The organism is Streptococcus sp. 1F3 (assembly GCF_054968985.1).
Map to the genome: position 1 here is coordinate 22,407 of NZ_JBUEQR010000115.1, position 24,023 is coordinate 46,429.

24 protein-coding genes, 1 tRNA gene and 1 other RNA gene are annotated in these 24,023 nt (G+C 38.1%); 5 read left to right on the top strand and 21 right to left on the bottom strand.

The window, feature by feature from the left end:
- Positions 1-126 precede the first annotated feature (126 nt).
- Entirely contained in the window at positions 127-774 is a 648-nt protein-coding gene (locus ACVPON_RS09645; protein WP_462878414.1) for a metal-dependent transcriptional regulator, read from the top strand.
- Positions 775-941: 167 nt separating this feature from the next.
- Here the strand turns inward: ACVPON_RS09645 and dtd are convergent, their stop codons facing one another.
- Together dtd and ACVPON_RS09655 are read right to left on the bottom strand one after the other, a co-directional pair.
- Entirely contained in the window at positions 942-1,385 is a 444-nt protein-coding gene (gene dtd / locus ACVPON_RS09650) for a D-aminoacyl-tRNA deacylase (RefSeq protein ID WP_462878415.1), read from the bottom strand.
- Positions 1,386-1,393: 8 nt separating this feature from the next.
- The gene (locus ACVPON_RS09655; protein WP_462878416.1) at positions 1,394-3,595 is read right to left on the bottom strand and encodes a RelA/SpoT family protein; all 2,202 of its coding nucleotides are present in this window, start codon (positions 3,593-3,595) and stop codon (positions 1,394-1,396) included.
- 120 nt (positions 3,596-3,715) lie between these two features.
- On the opposite strand from ACVPON_RS09655, the gene ACVPON_RS09660 reads away from it, so the two are divergent.
- Positions 3,716-4,267, top strand: coding sequence for an STM3941 family protein (locus ACVPON_RS09660; protein WP_462878417.1), 552 nt, complete (start codon positions 3,716-3,718; stop codon positions 4,265-4,267).
- Positions 4,268-4,279: 12 nt separating this feature from the next.
- Here the strand turns inward: ACVPON_RS09660 and ACVPON_RS09665 are convergent, their stop codons facing one another.
- The 3 genes from ACVPON_RS09665 to ACVPON_RS09675 all read right to left on the bottom strand — a co-directional run bounded on the left by ACVPON_RS09665 (position 4,280) and on the right by ACVPON_RS09675 (position 6,534).
- On the bottom strand, positions 4,280-5,032 hold the full coding sequence (locus ACVPON_RS09665) for a 16S rRNA (uracil(1498)-N(3))-methyltransferase (protein ID WP_462878418.1): 753 nt from the start codon (positions 5,030-5,032) through the stop codon (positions 4,280-4,282).
- Positions 5,033-5,977, bottom strand: a complete 945-nt coding sequence (prmA, locus tag ACVPON_RS09670) for a 50S ribosomal protein L11 methyltransferase (RefSeq protein WP_462878419.1) — start codon at positions 5,975-5,977, stop codon at positions 5,033-5,035.
- An 86-nt stretch (positions 5,978-6,063) separates the two neighbouring features.
- Positions 6,064-6,534 (bottom strand): DUF3013 family protein, encoded by a 471-nt coding sequence (locus ACVPON_RS09675; protein ID WP_462878420.1) that lies wholly within the window; start codon positions 6,532-6,534, stop codon positions 6,064-6,066.
- Between the two features lie 242 nt (positions 6,535-6,776).
- On the opposite strand from ACVPON_RS09675, the gene ACVPON_RS09680 reads away from it, so the two are divergent.
- The 3 genes from ACVPON_RS09680 to ACVPON_RS09690 all read left to right on the top strand — a co-directional run bounded on the left by ACVPON_RS09680 (position 6,777) and on the right by ACVPON_RS09690 (position 8,433).
- Positions 6,777-8,063, top strand: coding sequence for a replication-associated recombination protein A (locus ACVPON_RS09680; RefSeq protein WP_462878421.1), 1,287 nt, complete (start codon positions 6,777-6,779; stop codon positions 8,061-8,063).
- 96 nt (positions 8,064-8,159) lie between these two features.
- A non-coding RNA gene (ssrS, locus tag ACVPON_RS09685) (6S RNA) lies at positions 8,160-8,355 on the top strand.
- A gap of 5 nt (positions 8,356-8,360) precedes the next feature.
- Positions 8,361-8,433, top strand: a tRNA-Lys gene (locus ACVPON_RS09690).
- 105 nt (positions 8,434-8,538) lie between these two features.
- On the opposite strand, the gene ACVPON_RS09695 is transcribed toward ACVPON_RS09690, so the two are convergent.
- The 16 genes from ACVPON_RS09695 to ACVPON_RS09770 all read right to left on the bottom strand — a co-directional run bounded on the left by ACVPON_RS09695 (position 8,539) and on the right by ACVPON_RS09770 (position 24,023).
- Positions 8,539-9,663, bottom strand: coding sequence for a tyrosine-type recombinase/integrase (locus tag ACVPON_RS09695; protein WP_462878422.1), 1,125 nt, complete (start codon positions 9,661-9,663; stop codon positions 8,539-8,541).
- Between the two features lie 46 nt (positions 9,664-9,709).
- Positions 9,710-10,069, bottom strand: a complete 360-nt coding sequence (locus tag ACVPON_RS09700; protein WP_462878423.1) for a DUF771 domain-containing protein — start codon at positions 10,067-10,069, stop codon at positions 9,710-9,712.
- Between the two features lie 197 nt (positions 10,070-10,266).
- Positions 10,267-10,857: a hypothetical protein gene (locus ACVPON_RS09705; RefSeq protein ID WP_462878424.1), complete on the bottom strand. Its 591-nt coding sequence runs from the start codon at positions 10,855-10,857 to the stop codon at positions 10,267-10,269.
- Positions 10,858-10,912: 55 nt separating this feature from the next.
- Positions 10,913-12,031: a CHAP domain-containing protein gene (locus ACVPON_RS09710; RefSeq protein WP_462878425.1), complete on the bottom strand. Its 1,119-nt coding sequence runs from the start codon at positions 12,029-12,031 to the stop codon at positions 10,913-10,915.
- The gene (locus ACVPON_RS09715; protein ID WP_462878426.1) at positions 12,028-12,831 is read right to left on the bottom strand and encodes an LPXTG cell wall anchor domain-containing protein; all 804 of its coding nucleotides are present in this window, start codon (positions 12,829-12,831) and stop codon (positions 12,028-12,030) included. The genes ACVPON_RS09710 and ACVPON_RS09715 overlap by 4 nt, the downstream gene beginning before the upstream one ends.
- Positions 12,828-14,702: a hypothetical protein gene (locus ACVPON_RS09720; RefSeq protein ID WP_462878427.1), complete on the bottom strand. Its 1,875-nt coding sequence runs from the start codon at positions 14,700-14,702 to the stop codon at positions 12,828-12,830. The genes ACVPON_RS09715 and ACVPON_RS09720 overlap by 4 nt, the downstream gene beginning before the upstream one ends.
- Position 14,703: 1 nt before the next feature.
- On the bottom strand, positions 14,704-17,229 hold the full coding sequence (locus ACVPON_RS09725) for an ATP-binding protein (protein WP_462878428.1): 2,526 nt from the start codon (positions 17,227-17,229) through the stop codon (positions 14,704-14,706).
- Entirely contained in the window at positions 17,201-17,602 is a 402-nt protein-coding gene (locus ACVPON_RS09730; protein WP_462878429.1) for a TcpE family conjugal transfer membrane protein, read from the bottom strand. The genes ACVPON_RS09725 and ACVPON_RS09730 overlap by 29 nt, the downstream gene beginning before the upstream one ends.
- 12 nt (positions 17,603-17,614) lie before the next feature.
- Positions 17,615-17,851: a hypothetical protein gene (locus ACVPON_RS09735; RefSeq protein ID WP_462878430.1), complete on the bottom strand. Its 237-nt coding sequence runs from the start codon at positions 17,849-17,851 to the stop codon at positions 17,615-17,617.
- Entirely contained in the window at positions 17,852-18,775 is a 924-nt protein-coding gene (locus ACVPON_RS09740; RefSeq protein WP_462878431.1) for a conjugal transfer protein, read from the bottom strand.
- A gap of 352 nt (positions 18,776-19,127) precedes the next feature.
- Positions 19,128-19,484: a hypothetical protein gene (locus tag ACVPON_RS09745; protein WP_462878432.1), complete on the bottom strand. Its 357-nt coding sequence runs from the start codon at positions 19,482-19,484 to the stop codon at positions 19,128-19,130.
- A 25-nt stretch (positions 19,485-19,509) separates the two neighbouring features.
- A complete protein-coding gene (locus ACVPON_RS09750; RefSeq protein ID WP_462878433.1) occupies positions 19,510-19,737 on the bottom strand; it encodes a hypothetical protein in 228 nt (75 codons plus the stop codon).
- Positions 19,738-19,832: 95 nt separating this feature from the next.
- Positions 19,833-20,129: a hypothetical protein gene (locus ACVPON_RS09755; RefSeq protein ID WP_462878434.1), complete on the bottom strand. Its 297-nt coding sequence runs from the start codon at positions 20,127-20,129 to the stop codon at positions 19,833-19,835.
- Positions 20,130-20,221: 92 nt separating this feature from the next.
- Positions 20,222-20,614, bottom strand: a complete 393-nt coding sequence (locus ACVPON_RS09760; RefSeq protein ID WP_462878435.1) for a hypothetical protein — start codon at positions 20,612-20,614, stop codon at positions 20,222-20,224.
- Complete coding sequence (locus tag ACVPON_RS09765) at positions 20,592-21,836, bottom strand: replication initiation factor domain-containing protein (RefSeq protein WP_462878436.1); 1,245 nt, start codon at positions 21,834-21,836, stop codon at positions 20,592-20,594. The genes ACVPON_RS09760 and ACVPON_RS09765 overlap by 23 nt, the downstream gene beginning before the upstream one ends.
- Before the next feature lie 528 nt (positions 21,837-22,364).
- The gene (locus ACVPON_RS09770) at positions 22,365-24,023 is read right to left on the bottom strand and encodes an FtsK/SpoIIIE domain-containing protein (protein ID WP_462878437.1); all 1,659 of its coding nucleotides are present in this window, start codon (positions 24,021-24,023) and stop codon (positions 22,365-22,367) included.

A 24,023-nucleotide genomic window follows, 5' to 3' on the forward strand; every position in this document is an offset into this window, starting at 1 on the left:
AAGATAAAAGAGTAGCCGACTTCTATCGACAGTTGCATCGCCTAATCTGAATTTGATATTCATTGCATATTACTTTTCTTTTAAATTTTTGTTATACTAGATGAAAGAAAAGGAGAGGACACCCAGATGACCCCTAATAAAGAAGATTACCTAAAATGTATCTATGAAATCAGCACGCGAAAGGAGAAAATCACCAACAAGGAGATTGCGCTACTCATGCAAGTCTCTCCGCCTGCCGTTACCGAAATGGCTAAACGAATGATTGAAGAAGGGCTAATTCAAAAAGACCGGCAAGCCGGCTATCTGTTGACAGCTCTCGGTCAAAAAATGGTAGCTCGTCTCTACCGCAAACACCGCTTAATTGAAGTTTTTCTCCTTGAACATCTGAACTATACTAGCCACCAACTACATGAAGAAGCCGAGGTGCTTGAGCATACTGTATCAGACTACTTCATTGATCAATTAGATGAGTTTCTAGGATCCCCAAAGACCTGCCCACATGGGGGCACCATTCCCCTCAAAGATCACCTCTTAGAAGAGCAATACCAAGATACCCTCGACAAGGTAGGTAAGCTAGGAAACTACCGTTTGGTACGGATCAACGATTCTTTTTCCCTCCTTCAATTCCTTGAGCAAATCCATCTCGCCTTGAAGGATTGCTTCACAGTACAACAAATTGACCCCCTTACCCAAAACATTCTCATTCAATACAAGGAAACGACCGTTGCGATTCCTTTTACCATCGCAAATGGCTTGTATATCGAAGCCATCTAAAAGAGACCGAAGAAAGCGTTCATTTAGCGCTTTCTCCGGTCTTTTCCTTTACTTTTAGTAGTAGTTAATTCCTTACTTTGACATCCAAAACACCCTATCTAACCACTAAAAAGCAAAAGAATAAGTGGAAGATATACAGACAAACAGATAGCTGGACAACTATTCTTTTACCTATTTTTCGTATCGACCAAAATTGTTACAGGTCCATCATTAATCAAAGAAACCTGCATATCTGCCCCAAAAATCCCTGTCTGAACCGGAACAACCATGCCCAAGGCTTGGTTCAAGTCCTCGTAGAGTTTCTTGGCTAGATCTGGCGCAGCCGCTCCTGTAAAGGCTGGACGGTTTCCCTTTTTCGTATCTGCAAACAAGGTAAACTGCGAAATCGATAAAATTTCCCCTTTGATATCCTGAATTGAGCAGTTCATTTTCCCCTCTTTATCCGAAAAAATCCGCATGTTGGTAATTTTTCTCACTGCATAATCCACATCTTCTTTCACATCTTCAGGTCCTACACCTACCAAAAGGAGCAATCCTTGCTGAATGTGTCCCTGTAGTTGCTGTTCAATGGTAACTGTCGCTTCTGTTACCCGCTGAATGACTATTTTCATCTCTTCACCTATCCATTTGTTCGTTTGACAGAGTATACTTCTGGTACTGATTTGATTTTATCAACAACCGTGGTCAACATCGCAAGATTTGCAATACCAAAAGATACATGAATGGTCGCAAATTTCATATCCTTGGTTGGCTGGGCATTGACAGAGGAAATATTCTTACTTGAATTGGTCAACACTTTCAAGACATCATTAAGGAGACCCGAGCGGTTAAGCCCATAAATATCAATATTCGCCATGTATTCCTTACTGGAGGGTTCATCTTCCCAAGAGACATCAATCAAACGAACCTCATAGTTTTCCTGGCTTTTCAGATTCATACAGTCCGTCCGGTGGACCGCTACTCCCCGTCCTTTTGTAATGTAGCCCGTAATCTCATCACCTGGCACTGGATTACAACACTTAGCAAGGCGAATTAAGAGACCAGAAGCCCCTTCAATGACAACACCACCCTCGTGCCGGATTTTGAGACTATCTTTATTGTCCTGCTTGATTTCCCCACCGTTGACCAACTCATCCGCAACAGCCTTGGCCTTGGCACGCTCTGCCTCCCGTCGCTCTTTTTCTGTCAGACGGTTAAAAATGGACATGGCAGAAACTTCACCAAAGCCAACTGCTGCAAAAAGTGCTTCCTCAGTCTTGTAACCCGTTTTTTGCAACACATCGTCCAAATGCTTGCGATCCAAGTATTGATTGGCTACATAGCCATTTTCCTGCAAGAGATTCTGGACAAGCTCACGCCCCTTGGTGATAGACAGTTCCTTATCTTGATTTTTAAAAAACTGACGAATCTTATTTCTAGCTTTATGCGTTTTAACTAGATTCACCCAATCACGACTTGGACCAAAAGAATTAGCACTTGTGATAATTTCAACTTGGTCTCCTGTTTTCAACTTGGTCGTCAAGGGAACCATCCGACCATTAACCTTGGCACCTGTCGCTTTTTCTCCAACCTTGGTATGAATCTCATAGGCAAAATCAATCGGTACAGAATCTTTGGGGAGCTCCCTAACCGACCCATCTGGCGTAAATACATAAATCCGCTCGGTAAAAATATCATCCTTAACAGAATCGACAAAGGTTTGCGCATCCCCTGCATCTGCCTGCAATTCAATCAAATTATTGATCCATTTCAGCTCCTGTTGACTAGCCGTAGCCTTGCCACCACGCTTATAGGCCCAGTGAGCTGCCACTCCATATTCCGCCACTTGGTGCATCTCTGCCGTCCGAATTTGAAATTCAATCGGCCCCTTTGGACCATAGACTGTCGTATGGATCGACTGGTAACCATTTGCCTTAGGATTTGCAATATAATCCTTAAACCTGCCTGGCATCGGACGCCACAACTCATGGATATACCCCAGCATGGCATAGACATCACTCGGTGTCTCCATGATACAACGAATGGCAATCAAATCATACAACTGGTCAAACCGCTTCTTCTTATCGTGCATCTTTCGATAGATGGAATAAATATGCTTAGGACGACCATAGATATGACCATGGAGGTGATGTTCGCTTGCAAATTCACGAATCTTATCAACCACCTCATTGACCAGAGCTTCTCGCTCCCTGCGCTTTTCAGTCATGAGATGGGTAATCTTGTAAAACTCTACCTCATTCAAGTAACGAAAAGCCATATCTTCTAATTCCCACTTGATAGAAGAAATCCCCAAACGATGAGCAAGCGGTGCATAGATTTCCATTGTTTCACGTGAAATACGCTCCTGCTTGTCCTTGCGCAAATGCTTCAAGGTCCGCATATTGTGCAGGCGATCCGCCAGCTTAACCAAGATGACCCGCATATCCTTAGACATCGCAATCAACATCTTACGGTGATTTTCAGCCAACTGCTCTTCATGTGATTTATATTCAACCTTACCGAGCTTGGTCACCCCATCCACAATCATTCGCACATCCGAACCAAACTCTGCTTCCATCTCATCCAGTGTAACATCTGTATCTTCCACCACATCATGCAGAAAACCACAGGCAACTGTCACCGCATCAAGCTGTAAGCCAGCCAAAATCCCAGCTACCTGAATCGGGTGGATGATATAGGGCTCACCTGACTTGCGAAACTGCTGACTATGGGCTTCTATGGCATAATTCAGTGCCTTACGCACAAAAGCCACATCCTCTTCTGGCATATACTGAGCTGTCAGAGCGATAACATCTTCTCCCGTTAGATTGATTTCTTTCATATTCTCTTCCTTTTCCTGCTGATTATTGTTCTTATTTTACCATTTTAGCAGAAAAAGAAAAAGGCACAAAGCGAATCTTTTATGCTACAATGGAGACACATACTTCTGAAGGAGAAAGCTATGAATCAACCAATCATTGTAACAAGCACAAGAAGAAACTATCTTAAATTAGGGACCCTCTCACTATTGATGGTCTTGCTCTCCTGTATTTGCGTCTTGATGTATTCCGGTAGACGATACCATCCCCTTCATTCCCCATTCGTCATTTTGATTGGTAGTCTTGGGATTCTCTTTTTCGGCGGGACTTTTATGTACTACACAAAGCGAATCTTTACGACCAACTTACCTCCCATTCTCTATGTAGATGACAAGGGGATTATAGACAAATCTTCTGCCCTTGCGATTGGCTTTATTCCTTGGGAGGATATCTCCCGGATCCGCCTCCGCTCCCACCTCGACCAGACCTACATCTCTGTAACCCTAAAAAATAACCAAAAGTATCTCGCTAAGATGAATGCTTTTCAACGATATTGCTCCAAGATAAACCTTAAAATGGGCTTCCCCTTGGTCAATATCGTCTTAACTACTAGTAATGAAATCCCTGAACAAGTTTATTATAACATTCTTCAACAGTATGGAGACAACTTTAAAAAAAGACATAAAAAAACGTAAACTTTTGCAAGTTTACGTTTTTTTATGTTGCAGCTCCAAAGCAAAACTCACCGCTGATAGGGCGTAGAGCGGAGCGGTTTCTGCCCGCATAATCCTCGGGCCAAGACCGACCTTACGTCCTCCTTGTCTCTCAAATTGTATCATTTCATCGGGTGATAGCCCACCTTCAGGACCAAAAATAAAGAGCAGTTTTTCACCACCTGCGAAACTTGATAGAGCCTCTACCAAGCTCGAACGCTCTCCTGCTTTAGCAGCTTCTTCATAGGCAATGAGAATGGTATCAAACTGGTCAAACACGCTAAGGAAGTTCGCCTTACTGGTAAATAGGGCAATAGCAGGCACCCGATTCCGCTTACTCTGCTCAGCTGCTCCTTGAGCAATTTTCTGCAATTTTTCAACTTTTTTTGCAATCTTCTTGCTATCCCATTTGACAACGGACCAATCTGCTGGAAAGGCACAGATCTGGCTTGCTCCTAATTCTGTCGCTTTTTGAGCGAGAAATTCTAATTTGTCCCCCTTGGGAAAGCCACAAGCAATGGTCACCTCTACTGGCAATTCAACTTGATCTGGCAATTCCTCGATAAGTTCAAAACGATGATCAACATCACTCACAACACGCGCCAAGCGCTTAATTCCATCCTCAAAGACCAAGATCACTTGGTCTCCTTTTACCAACCGCATCACCTGAAACATATGCTTAAGGGTGTCTTTGTCCTCAATCACCAGACTAGGCACTGCACCACCTTTTACAAAATACTGTTGCATCTAGCCTCCTATGACACCTGAAATATCATTTGTTTTTTTCAAAATAAGGGCATTCCATTCCCCTTGAATCATCTGAGTTTCAAGGAAGAAACCTGCACTATAGGCTGCCTCTAAGACCATATCCAACTTATCTGCAATGATCCCACTCATGATAAGATAGCCCTCATCTCTAAGCAAACGATAGGCATCTGCTGTCAAATGCACAAGAATATCCGCCAGGATATTAGCCACGATAACGTCTGCTTCCAGTTCTACACCACGAAGTAAGTCCCCTGTCTGCACGATAATATTATCCGTATCGACATTGAGGTCAATATTTTCCTGCGCCACACGTACCGCAACCTCATCAAGGTCATAGGCATGGATCGTCCCTGCTCCAAGAAGGGAGCTCGCAATCGATAGTACCCCACTTCCAGTCCCTACATCAAGGACACACTCCCCACCCCGCAAGACCTGTTCTAAGGCAAACAAGCTCATCTTCGTTGTCGGATGTGTCCCCGTCCCAAAAGCCATACCCGGATCCAGACGAATGACCTTTTCACCCGCTGTCGCCTCATAATCCGTCCAAGATGGAACGATGGTCAAATCATGAGTAATTCGAGCTGGCTCATAGTATTTCTTCCAATTATCCGCCCAGTCTTCTTCCTCCAAGGCTTGTTCTTCTAGACAAATCGTATCAAGATCTAAAAAATCACTGACCTCATCCAAACGTGCCAATAAGGCTGCTTTGACAGCCTCAAGTGCTAGATTTTCTGGATAATAGGCAATAATCGTTATGGTATCTGATTGCTCCAGCTCAGGCACCATTTCACCAAATAAATCCTCCTTATCCAGATAATCCGCCGTATCTTCAATCGCGACTCCCTGTGCACCTAACTCTATCAAGAGATTCGATACAATCTCCTCACCCTGACGCTCAAGCTGCACCCGTAATTCCTGCCACATAGTCCCTCCTTTAATCCAGTCCTTTCCACACAACAAGCATACCTAGCCTTAACTTTGGCTGACCTGATAGTCCTAGCAATTCCTCACTAATACCTCGGATAAGGGTGAAAATCTTTTTCTTCCAATTTCACTCTACCAGTTTCGAAGGCCTCCTCGTCCCAAGCAATCGCAAACTCTTCAGTCCCATCATCTGCCAAAAAGTCCATGAGATCATCTAAGCCCTTTTCTGCCGTCTCTGCTAAACATGCAACAAAATAGGCGATAAATTCACTAGATAGACCTTTTTTCTGATCATAAGGAATGGTAGTCAAATAGTTTTCTTTCCTCACCCTCGATTTCAAAGGATTGTAAAATAAGACCACTTCCTCAAAGAAAATGTCCTCCGTCGTTGTATTTCCTGCAACATCTATTATTTCAATGCCTGCCTTATTTTCCACTTCTAATAAAAAAGCGATCTCTACTGCATGATTTTTCTTATCCCAATGGATTTCAAAATCATAGGGAAAATCCTGCGCCATTTTCTGATCCAACACGTCTAAAAAACCGTACTTACTCATCTTGCCTCACTTTCTGATATCATCTTTCTGTTTTTATTTAGTACTGACTCCATCGTTTAGAAAACTGCTAGAGAACGGGGATAAAGCAGATATATCTCGTATCAACAATCACAGGCTTAATCGATATTAGACAAGAGAGGTTAACCATGCACTAAATCAAAACTGAATGGCTCTATTTATGATAGAATATATAGATAAGTGTATCATAAAATAAACGAAAAAGACAGAAAGGACGAAACAACATGATTGATAATCTTGCCCTTAGGATGCGTCCCAAAACGATTGATCAGGTCATTGGACAGAGCCACCTGGTTGGCGAAGGAAAAATTATCCGCCGTATGGTAGAGGCTAAGCGACTATCCTCCATGATTTTATATGGTCCTCCAGGAATTGGTAAGACCAGTATTGCGAGCGCTATTGCAGGAACATCTAAGTATGCCTTTCGCACCTTCAACGCTACCGTTGATAGCAAAAAACGCCTTCAAGAAATTGCGGAAGAGGCTAAATTCTCTGGTGGTTTGATCCTACTACTTGATGAAATTCATCGCTTGGACAAGACCAAGCAAGATTTTTTACTTCCTTTACTTGAAAATGGGAACCTCATCATGATTGGTGCAACCACAGAAAATCCCTTCTTCTCCGTGACACCTGCCATTCGTAGCCGCGTTCAAATTTTTGAACTAGAGCCGCTCTCAAACGACGACATCAAAGCAGCCATTCACACAGCTATTTCAGATTCTGAGCGTGGCTTTGACTTCCCTGTTGCAGTAGATGATGAAGCACTTGATTTCATTGCAACTAATACAAATGGAGACCTACGTGCTGCCTTTCATTCTTTGGAATTAGCCGTCTTATCCACTCCTGAAAACACTAATGGGATTCGTCACATCACACTGGATACCATGGAAAACAGCCTTCAAAAAAGCTATATCACCATGGATAAGAATGGGGACGGGCATTACGATGTCCTATCTGCCCTCCAAAAATCAATCCGAGGAAGTGATGTCAACGCTAGTCTTCACTATGCCGCTCGTCTGATTGAGGCAGGGGATTTACCCAGTCTTGCCAGACGTCTCATGGTCATTGCCTATGAAGATATCGGACTTGCCAATCCCGATGCCCAACTCCATACCATGGCTGCTCTTGAAGCTGCCCAAAAACTCGGCTTTCCAGAAGCTCGCATTCCCATTGCCAATATCGTCATCGACCTTGCTCTATCACCAAAATCAAATTCCGCCTATCTAGCTATGGAGCAGGCCCTTATTGATCTCCACCAATATGGACATCTACCAATTCCAAGGCATCTCCGCGATGGGCATTACAAGGGGAGTAAGGAACTGGGCAATGCCCAAGACTATCTTTATCCCCACAACTTCCCTGAAAAATGGGTGAACCAACAATACCTACCTGATAAACTCGTTCAGCAACACTATTTTAAAGCCAATGAAACCGGCAAATACGAGCGAGCCCTCAAACTAACCCAGGAAAAAATTATAAACCTAAAAAAACAGACCGCTCCCAAGTCTTGATAAAGGAAAAAAGAAGCTTTTTGCGACAACGCTTTCTTTTTTATAAATTTTCTCTTGATTTTTTTTCAAAATATGGTAAGATAAATACATAGATAAGAACTGCTGTGGTATACGAATTCATACCCATGTGTTGACCGACTATTTTTGTATTACTAGGGAAACAAGAGCTTTCTAACAGTATGCAGGCCGTCTCACACGGAAGCGACTGAAGTTAGAAACGAGTTACCCACCTGCTACTTACTGTGCGGGATCAATACAATTCATGAATCACCGGTACCAATACAGCGTTTTTCTTTTCCTTCCTTAGCTCAGCTGGTAGAGCAGCGGACTCTTAATCCGTGGGTCGTAGGTTCGATCCCTACAGGGAGGATGTTCACATATCTCCTAAAGCCTTGTACCGCAAGGCTTTTTTCGTTGTGACATGCAAATTTGTTCTACTTTTGTTCTACTTCTAATTTTCTTTTACCTTTCTTTACTAAACTTTCAAATATTGCCTTACTTCCTCAAACTCTGCCTGCTGAATTTCTTTAAGAAGATGTCCATAAGTCTCTATCAACTGCTTAATATCTTTGTGACCTAAGATTTTTGAAACAACCCATATATCCACTTTATTAGCTAGTAAATAACTCCCATAAGTATGACGAGTTCCCGTTATACTCATTTTATCAGATATATCTAATTTTCTTAATGTTTGTCGTAAATGTTTGTTAAGGGTTCTATTAGACGGAACACCATAACGATAGTCATAAAAGACTAAATTATGTGGATTATCAATTCCTCGACTTCCTAAAATTTCTTCCTGCTCCCTCTTCAATTTCAATAAAACTTGAACTAAATAAGGGCTAATCGGAACATCTCTAACAGACCACTTTGTTTTTGGAGGACAAAATTGACCTGTTTCTTTTGAATAACGTCTATAAGTGTGTAATACATTTTTTTCATAATCAATATCTTCCCAACAAACCGCCAATCCCTCACCAGTACGCAAACCAGTCGTAAAATATAAGTATAATAAATAAGGGACAACAGATTTTTCATAGTTCATATTTTCTTTCAAATAAACCAAAATCCTTTTATAATCTTCAATACTTTGAACGTGTTTATCCTCCGCCTGTTTTCGAGAATCTTCACCAACAATTTTTATTCCCGCTGTAAAGTCTTGAATTAAGGCTCCGTCCCTCCTAGCCATTTGAATAACTTCTCTAACAACTGAATTAAATCTTGACACTTGAGACTTCAATACACTGCTACAGTATTCATTGATAAAATTCTGATACTCACTATGAGTAATACGACTTACCGACTTATTAGAAAAATATTTTTCTATTATCTTCCCTCTTTGCAAATGCTTGTTTTTAGACGATACAGATAATTTGCTAGGAACAATTATCAGTCTATGCCATTCTTTCCACAGTTCATAAAGAGTAGCCTTTGTCTGAAAAAGTGTCCCCTTAGCTAGCTCTTGCTCTATACTTTGAGCTTCATACATAGCTTCTTTTTTCGTTTTAAAACCAGAACCAGAAGCAATTAACTTTTTATCTTTATCAACTATCCTATAATCCCATGTTTTCTTTTTACCCCTTTGTCTATATGTAGCCATTTTTCTCCTCTCTAATTCAAGGAGTTTATCCTTGATAATGTATCATTTATCTATCTAGCAAAATAGTTGAAAAATTTTCTTCAAAATATTTTCTTGTTCTACTTGCTAAAAATTTATAAGGATTTCCTTTGCTTTGCGGATATACGACAAATCCTTTAGAATTAACTGATATATCTAACTCTTTCTTAAATTTTGGATTCAGTAAAATATCATTTATAATTTTAGTTCTACTAAAACCTAGCAATACAACGACCTCATCAATAGACCACCATTGCCCCTCATCTGTTTTTCTTAGCAAGTCTAAATACTCATCTTTATCCACTACTACTAAATTATCAGGTACAGGTATTGACACATTAAATACTTGATTCTGTCTCAATTTCTGCTTCTCCAATAATGCCACCATATTTTCCCTTTCTACCTTATCGTTTAAAAATCAAAAAGCAAGCTATCTCTAACTTGCTTCAATCCCAATATTTCCCGAACAAAATTCAACCAGGAACGCTCAACATCGGCACATTTTCCCGAACATTATTTTGACATCGATTCCAGGTAATCTCATTTTTTTCCGAACATTTTTGGCATATTAAATCAACAATCTTACTAATTGCTATATTCTGACAACTGTTTTTCAATTCTTTTTAAAATACTCTGAATTTCTCCTGCCTCTCTATAGTTTTCTAATTCAGCTAAACGACTTTCAAACGACTTTATTGCTTGTAATAAAGCCATATCCTCTTGTTTTTGATTGGATAATAATTCCTGATTCTGTTGTTTTAGCGTAGCAACTTCTGCATTTAATTGTGCATTCTGCAAAACAATCTCTTTCATCATATCCATCGTTTCTAAAATTTCTTTAGCACGACTACTGTTTTTATACAGTTCTTGACGTGCCATTTCTTCCCTCTTCATTTGGTCAGAAAGATACTCTGTATCCTTTTTTATCAATAAAGAAGTCGATTCCTTAGACAACAAGCTGTGTTCTGTAGATAAATCAGTATGTTCTTTAGATAAATTAGTATGTTCTTTAGATAAATTAGTATATTCTTTAGATAAAAGTTCCAATTCTCTAAATAACGCTTTATTATCTCTAAACAAAGTCAATAAAGCAACAGCCCCTCCCAATACTCCTCCTACAGATGTCAATACCCCTCCTATAGTAACCCAATCCATAATAGATAATTCCTCCAACATTTCTTTTCCTCCTATCTTATCATATTTTTAGATGAATGCTCACTCATTCATCTTTTTATTTTCCAATAACGTATACAAAAGTTTTAGCTGATACAGAATCTAAAAGTCGATAGCTTATCACTCCTAAGCCTCGTACATTACATTCTGAAATCAATACCGTTCCGTCTGCCTTGACCTCTTCTACAAATGATACGTGTCCATAAGTGAGATCTGCATTAGCTTCTCCTGGACTAAAAGAGACTGCTGCATGTTTTGTTGGAGTATTCGTTATTGTGTAGCCTGACTTACTCTTCCAATCCCCGCCATTACCCATATAAGGGTCAAAAGAGATACCAAATTCTCTTGCTCTATTAAATACAAACCAAGTACATTGTCCATAAGGATAAGATTGAGCAATATAGCCAGTCGTATTTATCGGTTTATCTAGTATATAGCCAGCAGGCACCTCCGCAGACAAGACACCCGGACTTGTACTACCATTGCCTGTCACTATGCTTGTAGGAGGTTTTGGAGTTCCTCCATGGGCATTTATCCAGTCATCAACCCTCTTCATGACATCAGCTCTCAGTCTACCGCTTCCTGTTGTATCCGTAAAGTAGACACCGCCCTCTACAGAGACATTCAGTGTCCCGTTAGCGTATTTTTTAGCTTTATCATCTTGTATCTTAAAGGTCTCATTCTTATTTTCCTTTAAAGTTACATCTGCTAGCTGAACGACTGCTACTTGGTCAGTAAAGTTATTTGCATTGTCAGGATTGCTGTCAAATGCGCCATATCCGAACATGTTCGCTCCCTTATTTCTAGCGACCCCTGCTGTACCAAAAGAACTCTCCATCTGTGCCATAGCAATAATGGCTCGAACATCTACTCCACTTACTCGCTCCCATTCTAACAACTTTTTTCCGTTTATTCTTGCTGAATCGTAAGAGATACCTGTAGAAGTCAAATAGCCGTCCAACTGTTCCGCAGTTATTCCGTAACGCTTAACAAACAAATTATGCGTATACGGATCACCTGTAGACCAACTATCTGTATAGTCTCCTCCTAATGAACCTTGTTTATAGTTATTGATATTTAATACCATTAAAAGCAAGATAGGAACAAATAAAGGGAAAAGACTAAATAAAAGGGAAATCCAATTGAACCATCTTAGCCGTCTTTTCTTCTGTTTCATTTTTTCAATTTTTTAAGAAAACAAATAAACTTCTCTTTGAAAAAGTAAGAAAGCGTTCCTACTCCTAAGATAATGCCTAGAAGAGCTAAAAAGACACTTTCTATCTCACCTGTTGCCGGTAATACCTTTAGCTCCCCAGTATCAGTCTTGATAGCAACTGTCCCGTCAGATTGTTTCACTGCCCCGATTTCTTCTGCTCGTTTCTTAACTGTCCCTGTCGCGGTCTGAATAATCACATGACTTTCCTCTGTCGCTACAACCACATGACCTGTATTTGTTTTAATTGGTGTTTCAACTGTTGGAGTGGTAATCGGTTTTGCTTCACCAATAGAGGAAACCCCCGTATTCTCTTCTGCCCTCTTAATCTCCTCTTTGATTTCTTCCTTAGGAGTTGCTTTTATCTCTTCCTTTGGTTCTTCCTTGGAAGTTTCTTTGGTTTCCTCCTTTGATTCTTCATTAGGTTTTTCAGAGCTTGGTTCAGAGGGGCTAGTCGGTTGGTCTAGAATAGGCTCTACTTCTGTTTTAGGAGGCTCAACTGGTTTTACCTCTTCTTCTTTGTTACCTGTATTTTCAATCGGTTTTGTAGGTTCGTCTAAGATAGGAGGTGTACCAGTATCGCCCCCGTCAATAGGAGGAGTTGCAGGTTCTGTTGGAACTGTTGGAGTTTCAATCGGAATCACTACCTCTTCAATAGGAGCTGTTGGTTCTGGTGTCGAAGGTGTAACCTCATCAGCACTAACTGCTACACTTGAAATTAAGCTAGTAGCTAACATCATTTTTACAATTTGTTGTTTTTTCATATTATTACCTCTTTTTCTTTTTTTCTTAATAGTTGAGCTGGAAACTCTTTATTTTTGCTAGAAACTTTTGGTACTTGCGATTTCGTCTTAAAGCTCTTATTACGAAAATCAATAAACATTGGACCAGATGGCTCAAGCAAAGGTTGTTGTGGTTGCTTCCAGTTCTTCTTAAAGTTATCTATCCCTTTTTGATGACGAATAGAACGGTCTAAACTCTTGATACGTTGCTTCCTATCTAGTGTATCTATCTTGTCCTTATCAATACGAAGCAATGTTCCTTGATATTTTCGTCTATAGTGCTGATTGCCTGCGGTATTGTCTCTGTAGCCTTTTGATAAAAGATGATAAGCTAGAGCTTTTGTTTTATTACTCACTCCTCTTATTTTCTTCATCGGTTCTTTTCTTCTTAGAGTGCGTAGCTCTTGTCCTCTTTCTGTCTTTAAACTTGCAACTTCAAAACTATCTCCTTGTTTCATATGACCTTGCACAGAACGATTGTAAGCATTTGCTCGTTGCCTTGCAACTAGCTTTTCTGTCCCTATTTTTCCCGCACCAATCGCCATCAGTCCGCCAACAAGAGCAGGTTTTGAAACCATTCCTAAACCTCTCTGGACGGTTTTAGTTGTACCTGATGTTAGTTGCCGTAACATACGACCTGCTGGAGCTAAGCGTTGCCCTTTAAAAATACGTGCAATTTGAAAACGGAACTTCCAAAGAATCAAATACGTCAACAAACGTAAAACAAGAGAAACAACAACATCATTTGTAGTCAATGACAGATAAATAGAATTTAACGTCGTATTGAATAACAAGAATAAAGATGAAGCTAGCCCCGTTAAATTAGAAAGGAGCAAGCCTTTTCCTATGGTCTTTGTCGTGTTGATAAACACATGCAACAAAAAAGGGAAAATAGAGGCAATCAACAATAAAGGAAGTGAATAAATCAATATCAGAATCCCCGATTTTATAACAAAAGAAAAGATAGAAAAAGCAATGAGTACCATTCCTAACAAGGGAACTTCAATAAGACCAACAAAAACATAAGCAAACTTATTTCCTAACCCCCGAATGTTTTTTACAATTGGTTTTTCCTTTGTCCCTACTACTTTTTCTATATTTTCTCCCAATATTTGATATCCATCATCACCGTCACGATAGCCAAATAGGGCAATAAATTGGTCGTCTGTGAGGTTATAGCCTCCCTCTTCTTTCTTATCCGCATTCATGCCCTTGTAAGGCTCCCAAATAGCCTGCTCAAAATAAGTAACCAAAACTTGATCAGGACTATCTCCAGAGAAGCCCGCCGAAACATTTTCCCCTACTTCTTCTAACGTAGTCGAAACCTTTGAATAGATAGTCGAAATAAAGGTACGGGGTTGCGCTTTTTCTTCCTGCGTGACCTTTACACCACCTGACAGAGAGTAGGCAGCAGGATTGAGTTCAGGAGGAGCTGTATACATAGCCTTGACAAATCCCATCACAAGCATACTTAAACAGATGATTTTTAAAGCAGAACCTCGTCTCGTTATCTGCATATAAAAAGCATAAAAAAATAAGATAATCAAGATGTACCAGAAAAGCGAATCGTAGATTTTCCCAAACAAGACAGCATTCTTATCAATCGTTTTAATGATAATATTGTCAATTTCTCCCCCATTTTTACCAAGAATATCGTACATTTTAACAATGATTTCAAAGAAAAACTGATAGAGCCATACTAAAGCGTTGATAAGACTATTCCAGACATAATCTATTCCCGTCATAGGATTGAACCAATCAACTTCTAATAACAATTTGGAATTAAGGTCAGATAAAACAATCTTTTGACCTGTCTCTTTTACAAAAAAGAAACCGTCCTTGTATTCAAACACATCAAACCTCCCAACTAAGTTTTGCTTCTTTATCCTTTACTTTTACCGTATCAAATAGTTCCGCCATTTCAGGATAAATAGTACCATCAACAATTATCCTCTCTATTCTGCCGAAAGTATCCGAATAAAAACATTGTGCCATCGTCATATTCTGGTAACACTCTTGTGTTTCTTTATTTATAGGTAGTTTCAAAAATTCTAAAACACGGTCAGGGTCTTTCACTTCATAAAAAGCAAAAACTGTGCCGAAACCTGTATCATCTCCGCTACCCAAATCCAAGACAGATTGCGTACCTACCAATAAAAAATTGTTTTGAGAGCGTCCTAGTCGCTTAATCGAATCAATGATACGACTTCCTACAGAGGTCACCTTAAATTGCCACAATTCGTCCATAACCGTCAGCGTTTCTTCTGTACTATCATCAGAACCAAATTTCTTACAAAAATAACCAATAGCATATAAAATAACCAGTCCCTCACGTTCTGACGGAGTAATTTCCAATTTAGATTCTTCCGCAGGGAGTGTTAAATTCTTAATCCCCAAAACGGTAATTTTGGATTTTAAATTGATACCCTTATGTTCCCCATAAGAAAAAGCTACATTCAATACAGAATTAGTAGATTTCTCCAAAAGAAGAACTCCCATATTCGCTACCTCTTCAACATCCGATTCTGCCAAAAATTCAAAAACATGTAACATGCCTCTTTGCTTCCCTGCCTCTTTTTCATCATAGATTGTTTTGATAGCCTGTAACAATGCAGTTTCTTGTCTATCCGTCATAGACGGCTTAATCGTCTTCACCATTGTTTCTGCAAGACTCTTTCCCTCTTCACGATCAAGAAAGACAATAGGGTCAAGCATGCCTTTATTTTCTTTCTTTTCAACATCAAGGGAAACAAAATTAAAAGAACGAATATAGGCTACTAATTCAGGTTCTAAACCTCCTTTTTCTAACTTATCCGCCACCTCCAAAAATTGCCATTTCACTTCATCTTTCGGGTCAATATAGAGACACTTCGTACGCAGTAGCGAATGATACACAAAGAGAAGTTTCAAAAGAAAAGATTTTCCGTTTCCTGTATCACCAGTTACCGCTATATGCGGACTATTAGTCACTTTACCATCTATTCCTTGCTTATTCGCTTCTAATATATCCGCAAAGACCAAATTAGAAGAAGATACCAAAGCCTCTCTAAAATTTCCCAACCAATTTTTAGTTTCGCTATCCACTTTACCTAAATAAAAACCTACTTCTGTTCCTACTTTCTGAGATACAAAAAAGAGATTCTCTGCGAATCCCCTAACGGACATTTTTTGAATGAAATTCCTATCAGAATAATCAAGAACTTCTCCTATCCTATTCTTAAAGAATAAATAAAGCTGATCTGCATTTGCGTCCAACAAACCTACTCCTAAATTCTTAAGAGTTGCTTTTAAGATTGCCCTTTTCTCATTCAAACCCTCTAAGGTATCTGAAGTGATAATTAAAGTATGGAGATAGGTCAACATAACCTCCCCGCTATCTAGCTTATTTTCCATATCTTCTAGTAGGTGATGGTCTACCACCTGTTTATTTTTAGGACTATCCCCCTCCTCTTCATTCTCTAAAACTGCATTTCTTATCTTATCCTTAGCACGTCCAGCTTCTCCACTCAAAGAAAAATAACCTTTTGTACGTGGAAAATGGACTTTTACTTTACTTTCAACGGGAAAATTTAATTTATGTACCTCCTCCATCAAATGGAGGTAAGATACATTTGTAGGTAAACTATCAATAGGGTGTAAACCTAAATAAGAAGTTCCGTATTGATTCGATAATTTGAGAACATTGACATTTTCAAAATGAATATTTACATCATCTAAATTGTCAATCGAAGATTGAACATTAACAACCTCAACATCTTTTTCATAATATAGACCTCTCAAATATTGTATTCTGTTCAGTAAAATTGTTTCTTCTACTGTTGTACGTCTGGGGCTTAACAAGCCCAAATCTTCTTCAAGGACTAAACGTTGTTGCAAATAACTCTCGTACCATGTATCCGAAATCTCCTCTTGCAATCCCAAACCCTGCATAATCACATCTTTTGTGTAACGATATGATTGTCTCAAAACCTCAAGCATATCTAATGAAATATGTATAGACTTTAAAGGAATAATCACATAATGATGATACTCAAAAGGTTCTCCTGTAGTCTTATAAATCCCCTCTATCATCTTATTAAAAATCGTATTTGCCAAGTCTATATAAACTTGATGACTATCTACACGTTCTGCCAACCGTTCCAAAATACCTACTAAATCACGAGGCATAGGAACATCGTTTATTTCAAAATCGACATATTTTTTCAAATTTGCCACACAAGAAGCAGAAGTCAACTTTACAGCCTCTTTTCCTTCTAATGACATTGTGTTCGCTATCATAGAGGGAATACGATACACAGCAAATACCGAACCATCTCGCTTCAAGATAAGATTTTCATGAAAGGCTAAAACCTCATTTTCTTTCAATGCTGTTACTCTCAATTTTTTCTCCTTTCTCTTTTATTTTTCGATACACTTTCCCTTTATTTATGTATATTTTATCTTCTCTATAACCATATTTAAGATAAAAAACAAGATAATCTTTAAAATAAAAAGCAAACGGGCGACCATCTACCTTTAAATCTTCCAAAACCCCTGCAATAAGCCAACATAATATTATAGAGAAGATAAAATTGTAATTGAAGGGGATTCTTAGAAAGTAAAAAAAGAAAAAGAGAAGAAAGAATACAAGAAACGCATAAACAAATCTTGAGAATTTAACAGCCTGACTAAATCTCACAAAATTTAAAATTTTACGTACCCAATTAGGCTGTTCAAGAGCCTCTTTATACGAATATAACTCTTTATCTTCCATCTTCTCTCCTTTCTAGCCTGTAAAAGCTCTCGAAATCCAGTTCAAAACAGCTTTTATAACAGGTTCAAAAAGAGCAAAAACAGCGACTGTGTTATGAGCGATGTAATAAATGGTAATCCCTCCAAAAAATACACCTACAGCCCCTTTGGGTTTCTTCTGCTTAAAGATAAAAATGCAGATTCCTAGCACAGTTCCTGCTATGATTAAAGGGTCACCTATGTTCTTTAAAAAATTATTCCATTCTTCCATTTATTTTTTAACCTCTTTCTTATATTTTTCTGGAATACCATGTGTCATTTTCTCCACAAAGAAACCATCACCTTTTTTAACAATGATAAAGGAGAAATTTTCACTTCTGGTTGTCCCTAACGTATCAAAGGTCACTTGAACATAAACCTTTAATTTATTTTTATTACTGTCATCAAGATAAGCCCAATCCAAAGTTTTAAACCTTGTACCTGCTAATACAGGTATATTGTTCGCAATCAAATTCAGATTTTCTTGACTACTAACATAATTGACAAAAAACAGTTTTAAAAATTCTCTTAACTTCATCTGATTTTCCGCATGAAGCACATTATCAGATTCAAGTATCTTTTTCTGTTCTTCTGGCACTGTTTCCAGCTGACTAGACTGTACTGTTTCAAAATATGGCAAATCAGAAATATAATATTTTCCGTCTATCTCTTTGTAAGGGACTGAAAATTCGGTCACAAAATCCTGCTTTGTTTCCTTATCTCCCTCCTCTTTATTAGTAACAGTATAGCTGACAAGATATGTTGCTTTCTCCTTATCCAAATACAAAAGACGATAAGTATTTAACACACTAGGCTGTCTCATGTATCCTTGATTAGATAAAGTAAGACCTCCTGCATAAAAGCTATTTAACTTTTCGATTTGTGATGATTGGGTCTGACTGTCATCTGAAAAATTAAAATAGTAATAGACAAAATTATTCAAATAATTCTCTAAACGATACTCTTTTGTATTGTCTGTTACTACTTGCTTTATAGGCTCTTCTTTTTTATTTACCTGTACTATATTTGTCATAATCACAAGGCAAGATAAAGAAAAAAAGACCAGTAAACCACCTAAAAAAAGCCTATTATAGAGCGTTTGATTAAGACGATGTACTCTTACTTCTTTTTTCTTCTTCGATTTTTTGATTTTCAACAAATCTTTCTCCTTTCACTATTTAATTTTCTTATAAAAACCTCTGGAAGTATTTAGTAACTCTCCAGAATTGATAAACGCAACGACTATGAATTGCTTTCTTTATTCCATGGTCTATTTGACAACAAGTAACCAGTGACTGACGTCCTTTGTCCGTGTCCTTCCGAAACGCTAAATCCTTTCGGCTGGCACGTACTAGCGTACTCTGTCACTGCTTATTGTCAAATAGCTTTCACGGCATAAACCGCTTAGTCTACAAATCTTTTAAAGCAATATAAACCTCACTTTCTTCAAAAAATAAAAGCTAACAATATTCTCTACTGTTAGCTTATTTACTTTCATAGTGTTCTAATTACCTCTCTAAATACTCCTCTACCATTCTGACAAAACCTGAAATGATATAATCAATATCCGATTGAGTAACTAAATAATCTTCTGTTAGCTGTTTATCCTCGAGCTTAACGACATCATACTCACTATCATAATAGTTGTACGACAAATAAAAACTACTGCTAAAACCTGCATAACCCAAACGAAAAGGGACAACAAAGCGACCACCATAGCGCCTCATGACACGATTAAGTAGACCAACGGAACCTTCCTCATAATAATTTGGAATACGCTCCAAGATTCCATTGTAGACCACTTCACCTACTTCTGACATATATTTAGAACTTGTTTGATAATAGATTCTTTCTTTCAATTCCACTATTCAGCTCACCTCTAGTAATTTCTTACCATTCTTCTTCATCTTCTATACCTAAAACATCATAAATATATTCCGAATCATGCCAAAGAAAATCATTTATTTCTGTATCAGTTGCTCCATCTGGAAAACTTTCCTCCAGCAAATCAAATAACTCGTCCTCCTTACCTGCCTCAATCACATCATCAACAACCCTTCTTCCACCTGACCACACCTCGAGTCCATCAATAGAATAAACCTCTTTTTTTATAAACATATCAAAAAACTCCTTTTATTTTCTAAACAAAAAAGAAGGGAGTTGAACCCTCCTTTTCTTACTACAATCAAACGAACTACTAACTCTTTTAAAAGTTAGCTAAGAGTGTCTGCAATCGCCTTCCCTTTGGCAACCATAGCTCCTAAAGCCTTACGATATTCACCGTTCCAATAAAAATATTTTTTCAAATTAGCTTTCACAACTAAAATACCTTCCTGCTCCAACTGTCGTTCTGTAAAGTCTTTTAGTTCTTCACTTTTGAGCAAAGCATTTAATTCTAACGCATTATTAAATGCTTCATCTAATTGTTTAGCTTGCATATTTTCCGCAAAAATAGAAGCTACAGATTTTACTTTTTTGAGTGTTGCTTGCATTTCTTCTGAATATTTCATTTTTCTTCTTTCCTTTTCTTTATTTCTATTTTTTCAATGCCATAACTACTTGTAAAAATAGTTGGACTACGTATTTTCACCATAATACAACCTCATCTAAATTCTCTTAAACGCTTTAGTAACCTATGTTCTCGAATCAATGACAACATGCAAGCACATTTGATTTCAAGTGATTCAGCCAGCAATTCTTCTTGCAATTGACTGCGTTTCTTGATACTCAATTCCAACAAGGCTTTTTCATACTCAGTCACTAAACGTTTATAGCGACTATGCAAACTTTTATCATTTCTGTACGTTGAAAATTGCAATTTTCTTCTACATTCGTCTAGTTCCTGCCTTTTACCCAAAAATTCTGTTTGGTTTATTTCAGGAGTATAAAAATACCTTTTTGGCAATAAAAAAATGACTTGCTCAATAATCAAATCAATGTGTTCAATATTCGTTGCTAGATACGTTTCAATATCAGTCACTATAGATTGCTTCATAATCTTTTGCACCTACTTTCAAAGATTCTAATATTTTTCTAGTCTTGTCTGTCAACTCTCCTGCTTCTAAAATCATCTTGATATATTGCGTATTCAATAACTTATCCGCTTCATGAACAAGCAACAAGCTATTCGATACTTGATAAATCAACCATTTAACAGTATCCTCAATATCATATGCTTCTGGTCTCGTTGTCAATTTCAAGGGTTCAACTCCGCCAAACAGTCGTTGCCATTTTTCATCAGCAACATATCCACCGTAAGCATTCGTACCTGCAAAAACTTCTAGTCTACTATTGATAAGACCACGTGCAATTTCAGCCAAATCAACTCCACCTACAAATTCCTCTACAACACTTTGAGCTTTCTCCCTCGCCAATCGAATTTCATAACGATTCCAAATTCCAAAAACCGCCAACGATTCCTCAACTGTCATATTTTCACGACGTGCTAGTTCATACCGTTTTTCATAAAAATTAAAGTACATATTTGATTGACGACTACCAAAATAAATAGATAGACCTTGATTAGCACTTCCGTCTAATCTACCACCATCAACACTATTCCATGTTTTCATTTTTTCATAGGTCAATTCTCCAGAATACAATTTGACAATTAAATCGGACAACTTGATATGTTCTTGTTCATTCTCATATCCTCGGTACATTTCGTCCATCGCTATATCTAAACGGCGAACCTGCATATCCTTACGCTCAAAAATCATAGTCTGTAACACTTCAAGCCAATTTGTGTCAACACGGGACATAATCAGTTCAAACTGACGGCAACCACGACCCGAAAATTGAATCGTTATTTGATAATTGTCTGTCTGACTTTTATCCGCATAATCAAATATCCAAATATCGCCTCGCTTCCAAAGATGAGTGTACATCATCAATTTTGTTTCTTCTGATTCAAATTCATTTAACGGACAATGTAAATAACGCCTTGTAAAAAAATCTAAATCTCGTACATCTTTAAACGTGATACGCATATAATCTATCAATATCTCTAAACGCCCCACATCATGATTCATGTATCCAAAAGCCTGCTTCATTTCAACAAACTTATCAACTGTAAGCAAACGTCTATTCGATTCATACGACTTAATCGTATCTAAAGATAAACCAACAGACAGAGCAAAATCTTTTTGGCTCAGCCCAATCTTATTTTTTCTAAATTTTTTTAAATATTTTCCAGATACCACCCTATCTTTTGCCATTTTTATCAACATCTTTCCGAAAAACTACTTAGGTGTACACTTTTAAGGTAAAAAGTGTACAAAACTAAAAACTCGCAATCCCGCTACCTGCCAAGGCTTGAGGGCGGTTTTTTGCCATGTCATGGCTAATTCTACCCCCCTATTAGAAATTGGGGGTTGGATTGCAAGGAACAGGGCTAGGGTGACCGCTTTTTTTGCGACTGGCTGACGTGGGGGCATACGCCCCCACGCCAGTCGCAAAAGCTCCCTAGCCCTGTTCCTTACAACACAATACTTCCCTTTTCTTTCACCAGCCTTTTACGAAAAAATCATCAATACTAGTAGACTAGCTTTTGCCCTATTTTTCTCACCTTGTCAAATTATCGCTTACTTTATTCCATGGTCTATTTGACAACAAGTAACCTAGGTCTTTAGCCCTGTAGGTGTCGGTTGGTCTTTCTTCGTTCTGACCAACCAAACACTCCAGTCTAAATCGACCTAGCTTATTGTCAAATAGCTTTCACGGCATAAATCGCTCCAAGCCATACACTAAGCAAACACTCCCTCACTTTCTTCTGATTTTTCTGCAAAATAATCATCAATAGTAGCAAACCAACTTTTGCCCGATTCCATTTTTTCAGAAACTAAAGCCATCAATACACCTTTATTATCCATTGAAATGAGATATTTTCCTTCTTCTTTTTCAAAAGAAAGATACTCTTTTTTCTCGCATTCTTTGATTATTTTCATTAAAACACTAAAGGTTATCCCTAACATTTCCGCAAAATTCTTCACATCAACAGAACCATCAGAATCAGAATCTATTTCTATTTTAGGTTCATCTTCTAACATAAGATTGTGCTTGTGTTCGTGACGCTCAATCTTAGAAAATTCATCAAAGAATGAAAAACCTTTTTTCATTTCTGGAGAATAAAATTCTCTAGCTACTTGTCCTTTAACTGCTGCATATCCTCGACCATACACACGAACTCCACCTACATATTTCATATACTTAAATTCTTTGTTTCTATTCGGTTCTTCAAACGCCAAAGCATAACCGGTTTCATCCAAACGACCCAAAGAAACCCTAAAATTGATATTAGCTTGTAACTTAGAACTTAAATCTTCTCTTGAAGGCTTCTGCATAGCCCCTATAACATTAACTCCAGCTTGACGACCTAATAAAACAATCTGTCCCAAAGCATTATCAAAACGTTCTCTTTGACGATAATCTGTCATAGCCCTAAAAGCATTCAATTCGTCACAAACCCAAAAATAAGGTTCAAGACCATAAGCATTGAAAGGCAATAAATCTGTATGCCCCAAACGCTTTTGTTCTTTACGCATAAATTCAAAACGTTCTTCCATAATTTTTAATGCTCTCTCGGCAGACTGTACAATTTCCTCCGTGCCATAAAAAATACGTCCTTTGTAAGGCTCTAAATCTTCCAAAGTCACAAAATCCGCTCTTTTTGGATCGCAAATATCCGCAATTCCTATTTTTGATAAACACAAAATAAGAAAGCGTAAAAATACAGTTTTACCGCCACCAGTACCACCTACAACAAGCATATGTGGGTCTGATACAAAATCCCAATAGAATTTTTTCATCAACTCTATACCTTTTTCAGGAACATAAGAAATAGTTGCACCTTGTAAACGGTCTAAAATAGCAGAATAAGCAAGGATATACTTCTTATAGCGCAAGTCGTCCTCAACTTCCATAAAGTCCATTGAAAAAGTCGTCTCTAAGTCTCCACCTATTTTTTTAAATTTCTCTTGAAATTTTGAGCCTGCCATCTCAAAAGAAACTTCTAGCTGAAAAGCACTTTGTTTCATGTATATCTTTGGAAATGTTTTCTTTACCTGCTTACTTCCTGCTATCTTTTTTTCATAAACATAGCCATGTTCATAGAGAAAGCGAGCTAGCCGAACAAAACGGTCTAATTTTGCAAAAAGGATAGTTGCTTCACATAAAAACCAAGTAAAATAAGAAGCAAAAGCAATAGCAATCAACAATAAAGAAATAGCATAATAAATAGTTTGTTTGTCTAGTATCAACATTTTTTCATATTGAAACCAACAAAAAACAAAAAGAGGTATTAAGCCAATGACAGCCAATACCCCAAATAAGATATGTTTTAAATAGCGCATGTATGGACGAAGCCTGACACCTCTATATTGAGGTACAAACCTTACTTTTGCCAT